This is a genomic window from Kitasatospora sp. NPDC085879 (assembly GCF_040686255.1).
GTDB lineage: Bacteria > Actinomycetota > Actinomycetes > Streptomycetales > Streptomycetaceae > Kitasatospora.
The window spans coordinates 1-6,338 of the sequence record NZ_JBFBJZ010000149.1 but is presented as its reverse complement, the minus strand read 5'-3'; the positions used below and the strand labels follow the sequence as shown (position 1 = coordinate 6,338).

The window sequence follows — 6,338 nt, the reverse complement described above, 5'->3', positions numbered from 1 at the left end:
ACCCAGAACATCATCGACACCCAGATCATCGAGGTGCCGTCGGGCGTCGGCAACTTCCGCTACGTGCGGGCCTCCGGTGACGGACAGATCACCCTTGAGGGCAGCAACTCGATCCTCGGGACGTGGACCAACCTCGGCAACCTCTCCGGCATCGGTTTGACCGGGTCCCAGGTCGAGGGCCCGATGTGGATGAAGTTCAACGGCACCGACAAGTGGGCCCTCTACCTCGACCAGTACGCCTCAGGAGGCGGCTACATGCCGGTCCTGACGACCGATCCGTCCAACCCCGCCGCCTACCAGAAGCAGGCATCGCGAAGCTACAACATGGGCGGCACGAAGAAGCGCCACGGCTGGATCCTCAACCTGACGGCCGCCGAGGAGAGCCGCGTGCTCGCCCGCTGGCCCAACACCCCCGCCCAGCGGCACCAGTCGTTCAACTTCCAGGACCGGTACGTGCGGCACACCAACTTCGACGTGCGCATCGACCCGAACGTCAACCCCCTCGACGACTCCCGGTTCCGGCTGCGGACCGGCCTCGCGGGCTCCGGCACCGTCTCCTTCGAGTCGGTGAACTTCCCCGGGTACTTCCTGCGGCACTCCAACTTCGACTTCCAGCTCGTCTACAACGACGGCAGCAGCCAGTTCGCCCAGGACGCCGCCTTCCGCCAGGTCGCCGGGCTGGCCGACTCGACCTGGTCGTCGTTCCAGTCGTACAACCACCCCGACCACTACATCCGGCACTACGCGTACGAGTTGCGGCTCGACCCGATCACCACCGCGACCGCACGCGGTGACGCCACCTTCCGCGTGACCAGCTGACCCGACCGGGATGCCGGCGCCTCCGAGGAGAGCGCCGGCATCCCCTATTCACACGGCCGGCTGTTCGCCTGGTGGAGCGGGCGTGAATCCGTAGACCGCTCGTCCACGTGCCGGCAGAATGCACCCGATCGCGATCACCCGTGGATCAGGCGGGTCAGCGCTGCAGGGTGAGGACGCCCGGCCGCCACGGCAGTCGGTCGTAGGGGCCGCTCGCGGTGGGGGACTTGCCCTGGTAGAGGAACTGCAGATTGCAGGGGTCGATGGTCATGGTCTGGTCGGGGTTGTTGCGGACCAGGTCGCCGTGGCTGATGTCGTTGGTCCAGGTGGCACCGCTGTTGGCCTTGCCCGCGAAGGGGCTGCTTTCGGTGCTGGCCTGCGGGGTCCACGAACCGCCCAGGCTGGAGGCCGTGAAGGAGCGGAAGTAGCGCCCGTTCGCACCCTGCGCCTCAACAGTTTTCGTCGAGCCGGAGATCGACGCGGCCCTCATCCCGTCAGGGCGAAGCCGCCCCGGACCGCGAGGGCACCTGCAGCGGTCCCGGCGTCGGCGCGGCCGCCCGGTGGGCACCTTGGCCAGGGAGTCGTACCGGAAACCGCCTTGGTCGCCCATCGAGGTGATGAGGGTGGCGCCGCCGGGCGGCGCGATCGCGTCCGCCAGCGCGGTCTTCTCCAGCCCGCGGGCTCCCGAGGTCCAGTGGCTGGTGCCGCCGCTGTCGGTGGTGGCGGCGTCCTTGCTGCGCCGGATGCCGCTGCCGTACATCAGGTGCCCGGAGTTGAGGGGATCGATGGCCAGGGCGGTCAGTGAGGGCCGCCGCACAAGGGGCGACCGTTAGCGCACGGGCGCCACGGGCGCTACCACCGAGCGGTAGAACGACCGGTCTTCCTACCGGTTGGGCTGCTGATAAGGCCGTCCCGACCGGGCCACCTCCCTGGGGAGCTGCCATGGGTCGCCGATGCACATCGACGAGCGATCAGAGGATTCCATGAAGTCAGTCCGAGTCCCGGCCCGGCCGCGAGGCCGCACGGAGCCGATGCTCTGCGCGGCCGTGCCGGGGTCAGCCACCGGATCGGATCAGGCGGACCGCGTCCAGCAGCGTCTTGTGGGCGGCCGTCGAATCGTCCAGGTAGCCGGCCGCCATCGCCCCGTCGTACAGCATCAGCAGGGCACCGGCCGCCGACTCCGGGGCGGTGTGGCCGAGGCGGGCGAGCAGGTTCTGGAAGAGGCTGCGGATCCAGTCGCGGTGCGACGTCACCAGGCGGCGGACCGGGTGGTCGGCGTCCGGGTACTCGGCGGCCGCGTTCAGGAACGGCGATCCGCGAAAGCCCCGCTCGCGGGCGTGCTCGGCGATGGCCTCGAAGATCAGGTCGATCGCTTCGGCGGGCGGGTACGCGGCGGCCAGCGGTTCGGCCACCTCTTTGTAGTAGGCGTCCTTGGTCAGCAGGTAGGCCACGACCAGGTCGTCCTTGGCGGCGAAGTGGCGGTAGAAGGTCGCCTTCGTCACCCCGGCCTCGGCGATCAGCCGCTCCACGCCGATCGCACGGACGCCCTCGTAGTAGAACAGCCGCGAAGCGGCCTGTACCAGGCGCTCGCGGGGCGACAGCCCTCCGTCCGCCTTGGTCCCCTGACGCGTCGTGTCGGTGGTCTGCTGCCTGCTGATGCTCACGTCCTCATTGTGCCTTCGACTCGGCCCTGGACCGACCAGGGCCGTATCCCTCAGTCCAGTACGCCCCGTGCGACGCGGCCGTACTCCATCGCAATCGAAAGGCTCGAACCATGACTCGTCGTCTCGAAGGAACCGTCGCCCTGGTCACCGGGGCATCCAGCGGCATCGGCCGCGCCACCGCCCTGGAGCTGGCCCGCGAAGGCGCCTCCGTGGCCCTCGTCGGCCGCCGCGAGGACCGCCTCGCCGCCCTCGCCACACAGATCAACAGTGCCGGTGGCAAAGCCCTGGCCGTGCCCGCCGACATCACCGACGCCCAGGCCGCCGCGGAAGCGGTCGAGCGGGCCGTCGAGGGCCTGGGCCGTCTGGACACCGTGGTCAACAACGCCGGCCTCATGCTGCTCGGGCCCGCCCCCAGTGCGGACCTGAACGAATGGCGCCGCATGATCGACATCAACCTCATGGGCCTGCTGTACACCTCCCACGCGGCCGTCCCCCACCTGGTCAGGCCGCCGCCGACGGGCCGCGTCAGGTCGCCGACATCGTCAACATCGGCTCGCTCTCCGGGCGCAACGCCTACGCCATGCAGGCGGTGTACTGCGCCACCAAGTTCGGTGTCGGTGCGTTCAGCGAGGCGCTGCGCCAGGAACTGGCCCGCCAGCACGTTCGCGTGTCCGTGGTCGAGCCGGGCAGCGTCGACACGGAACTGCGCAGCCACAACTCGGACGTCGTACAACAGCAGCTCGCCGCCGTCATGGGGGGCATCGAGCGGCTGCAGAGCCAGGACGTCGCCGAGAGCGTCGGCTTCATCGTCACCCGCCCGCGGCACGTGGCCGTCGCCGAACTGCTCGTACGCCCCACCGAGCAGGTCTGAGCACCGTCACTGCCACCGCGCTCGGAGCCGGCCCTGTCCTGTAGGCGCAGGGAACTCCGGCGGGCGGAGGGCCTCGCGCCCTTGGGGGCGGCCGACCGGAGTGCCCCCGGCGGCGTCGACGCGGAAACCGCCCCATCGGTCGATGCCACCGGTCGGTGCGCCGAACTCGACAGCAAGGAAGAGAGAAGCATCATGGACGACACGCTGCTGAAGCAGCTCGGCACCGGCAAGTACCTGCTGGTCACCAGCTATCGCAAGAACGGCACCCCGGTCGCCACCCCGGTATGGGTGGTACGTGACGGTGACACGCTGGGCATGCGAACCCCCGCCGACTCCTGGAAGGTCAAGCGGATCCGGGCACGCAGCGACATCCTCATCGGCCCCTGCGACCGGCGTGGCAACCCGACGGGCGACCAGGTCCCGGCAACTGCCGAGGTCGTCGACGAGGCGACCGGTGCCCGCTACCGCTCGCTCATCGCCCGCAAGTACGGCATCCTCGGCCGCCTCATGATCCTCAACAGTCGGCTGAGCCGGGGAGGAGACAGGACGCTGGGCATCCGTGTGCGCCTCGCAGCGTAGCGGTCCGGCGGGAGCCGGGCGCGACGCCCGAAGCCTGTGAGGTGCCCGCCCGGACGGACGCTGGTGAGCAGCAGGGGCCTGCGTCGCGCAGCACCCGGGCGAGCGGACCGGTCGCACTCTCCGGCGTCCCCGGCTGCTCAGCGCGGCCGCCGTGCTGCGGGGTGCCATGGCGCGCGGCGCAGGTCCGCTGCAGGCGCCCTTCGTCGGCGAGCAGGTCGATCGCGCACCAGTCGCCCAGCCGCTGCGCGAGGATCCGGCAAGCCCGCTCCAGCCCGGCCCGGGCGTCCAAAGTTCCGGCCAAGGCAGAGCTGATGTGCGCGAGCGTGGTCAGTCGGTCGAGTGCCTGCTGCATCGCCTCGTTCACGTCGTATTCGTCCACACATGCACCCTGCCCCAGGTTGGCGGCCCAGAGCCGGATCCTGCCGCGGCGACGCGGCGGTGCGTTGTCCGGGGCCGACTGCCCGCGGCACCGCGGGCCGGGAGGGGTTCGCGAGCCCGGGCGGACGCGGGCCGCGGGCGCTGCCGGTGCCGCGGCGGTTCTGTCCGGTGCGGCACCGGCGGTGACGCAGCCGGTCGTGGTGGGGACGAGCGATCGACGCCGGCGGCGCCGACCTGGCCGCGCACGGACACGCCTACGTGGGTTGCGAACGCGGCATGACGGCAGGCGGAGGTCCCGGTACGCAACGTCGCCCGGCCGGTGATCCGGCGCGCCTTCGCGGTGTACGAGCTGCCGCCGACCGCGTCCACCGCGGCGGTCACCGGTGCCCCGGCGGACGTCGAGGTGCGCACTGGTTTGCCGCCCGGCACCGCGGGCAGTCGCGGAACGGTGCCCGGCTCCGGAGAACCGTGCGGTCGACGACCCGCGGATCGAGGCACCGGGCGACGCGCTCGTCCGCACCACGCCGGCGAACGGCTGCGGATCTGGCCTCCACCGGTCCGAGGAGTGCGCCCCGGTCGAAACCGGCGAGTTGCTCGGCCCGGCCAGGGAACCCGGGCACCGTCGTCCCGCTGCGGGCCGGTCCCGCCGGCCGCCTGATGAGAGGACCCCTGGTCGTGGAGGCGTTCGAGAGGTTCGTCGCACTGCTGGACTACCCCGTGTTCGTGGTCACTGCCGCGGCGGAGGACGAGCGGGCGGGCTGCCTGGTGGGCTTCGCCGGACAGTGCTCGATCGATCCGCCACGGTTCGTCGTGTGGCTCTCGAAGGCGAACCACACGTACGGGGTCGCCTGCCGGGCCAGGGTCCTGGCCGTCCACCTCCTGCCGCGCGACCACCGGCTGGCGGAGCTGTTCGGCGGGGCGACCGGCGACGAGGTGGACAAGTTCCGCGAGGTCGCCTGGTTCGCCGGGCCCGACGGTGTGCCGGTCCTCGCCGGCGTCCCCGGCTGGTTCGCCGGCCGGGTGCTCGACCACGCCGACTGGGGCGACCACACCGGCTTCCTCCTCGCCCCGGTCGCCGCCCGGGTGCCGGAAGCGGCCGATCCGGTGCTCTGCTTCGGCGACGTCGACGACATCGACGCCGGACACCCGGCCTGAGGTCGGCAGCCCTGCCCGGTTCGCTACAGCGTGCTGGTGAAGGCGCGCCGGTAGGAGCGAGGAGGCGCGCCTCCCTGGCGGCCGCGCAGGAGCTGAGGGGCGAGCGGCCCTCCCAGGGCGAGAAGCGCTCCGGGCTCAGCCCGCGGGAACTCGACGCCCACTACGGGCAGGCACTGGCCACCAATCCGAACCAGGCGAACGTGATGCGCTCGGCCGGAGCCCGCGGCGGCCGCGGCGCCTCCCGCGAGGGCACCGGCCTACGGGGTAACCGGTTCGGCCTGCTTCATCGGGTTGGTGCGGCCCCGTTCAGCGAAGTCTTCGTCGACCTCCGCCCTGCGCCCACCGCCGGTTGTCCGCCGTTCGGCACTGTCGACGACTGCGCCGGCTACTGGGCTGCATCACCCGCCCCGGCCGGTGCCGGCCCCACCGACCGTCTCCACAGACTGCGCGGTCGAAACACCAACGGAACCGAAAAATCGGTTCGGGCCAACTCCCTCGTGCCGGGCATCCGGCCGCGACCGCTCTGGGCCGCTACCCCCACCACAACAGACCGCGCCCACCCCGCCCTCGGGCCTCGGCTCGGACGTGATTCCTCTCAGCGCAGCTTCGGGTCGAGTGCGTCGCGGACGGCGTCGCCGAGCATGATGAACGCGAGGACGGTGAGGCTCAGCGCCCCGGCCGGGTAGAGCAGCATGTGCGGCGCGTTGCGGAAGGTCGTCGAGGCCGAGGAGATGTCGATGCCCCAGGAGACGGTGGGCGGTTTGAGGCCGACGCCGAGGTAGCTCAGGGTGGCCTCCAGGGCGATGTAGGTGCCGAGCGCGATGGTGGCCACGACGATGATCGGGGCGACCGCGTTGGGCAGGATGTGCCGGAGC

General features: G+C 71.4%; 6 protein-coding genes and 3 pseudogenes. 5 read left to right on the top strand and 4 right to left on the bottom strand.

Annotated features, from left to right (window positions below; all coding sequences use genetic code 11):
* Window positions 1–819 (top strand): AbfB domain-containing protein (locus tag AB0P35_RS41200; protein ID WP_363521560.1); only part of this gene is annotated, 819 nt, incomplete at its 5' end.
* A 154-nt stretch (window positions 820–973) separates the two neighbouring features.
* Here the strand turns inward: AB0P35_RS41200 and AB0P35_RS41195 are convergent.
* The 3 genes and pseudogenes from AB0P35_RS41195 to AB0P35_RS41185 all read right to left on the bottom strand — a co-directional run.
* Window positions 974–1,270, bottom strand: a pseudogene (locus tag AB0P35_RS41195) (non-reducing end alpha-L-arabinofuranosidase family hydrolase); the annotation flags it as partial.
* Window positions 1,271–1,369: 99 nt separating this feature from the next.
* Window positions 1,370–1,618, bottom strand: a pseudogene (locus AB0P35_RS41190) (hypothetical protein); the annotation flags it as partial.
* A 253-nt stretch (window positions 1,619–1,871) separates the two neighbouring features.
* Window positions 1,872–2,480 carry a TetR/AcrR family transcriptional regulator gene (locus AB0P35_RS41185; protein ID WP_363521557.1) on the bottom strand — a complete coding sequence of 203 codons (609 nt, stop codon included), beginning with the start codon at window positions 2,478–2,480 and terminating at the stop codon, window positions 1,872–1,874.
* A 110-nt stretch (window positions 2,481–2,590) separates the two neighbouring features.
* Between AB0P35_RS41185 and AB0P35_RS41180 the strand changes: the two are divergent.
* The 4 genes and pseudogenes from AB0P35_RS41180 to AB0P35_RS41165 form a co-directional block, all read left to right on the top strand.
* Window positions 2,591–2,947 (top strand): annotated as a pseudogene (locus AB0P35_RS41180) (SDR family NAD(P)-dependent oxidoreductase); the annotation flags it as partial.
* Window positions 2,948–3,060: 113 nt separating this feature from the next.
* Complete coding sequence (locus tag AB0P35_RS41175) at window positions 3,061–3,351, top strand: SDR family NAD(P)-dependent oxidoreductase (protein ID WP_363521554.1); 291 nt, start codon at window positions 3,061–3,063, stop codon at window positions 3,349–3,351.
* Between the two features lie 192 nt (window positions 3,352–3,543).
* On the top strand, window positions 3,544–3,930 hold the full coding sequence (locus tag AB0P35_RS41170) for a PPOX class F420-dependent oxidoreductase (protein ID WP_363521552.1): 387 nt from the start codon (window positions 3,544–3,546) through the stop codon (window positions 3,928–3,930).
* Window positions 3,931–4,983: 1,053 nt separating this feature from the next.
* Complete coding sequence (locus tag AB0P35_RS41165) at window positions 4,984–5,463, top strand: flavin reductase family protein (protein WP_363521549.1); 480 nt, start codon at window positions 4,984–4,986, stop codon at window positions 5,461–5,463.
* 595 nt (window positions 5,464–6,058) lie between these two features.
* Here the strand turns inward: AB0P35_RS41165 and AB0P35_RS41160 are convergent.
* Window positions 6,059–6,338: ABC transporter permease subunit (locus AB0P35_RS41160; RefSeq protein ID WP_363521546.1), on the bottom strand; the 280-nt coding region annotated here is incomplete at its 5' end.

Bases quoted from the DNA above. Each gene is read 5' to 3' on its own strand.
- AB0P35_RS41170 (WP_363521552.1), top strand. From the start codon at position 3,544: ATGGACGACACGCTGCTGAAGCAGCTCGGCACCGGCAAGTACCTGCTG.
- AB0P35_RS41175 (WP_363521554.1), top strand. From the start codon at position 3,061: ATGCAGGCGGTGTACTGCGCCACCAAGTTCGGTGTCGGTGCGTTCAGC.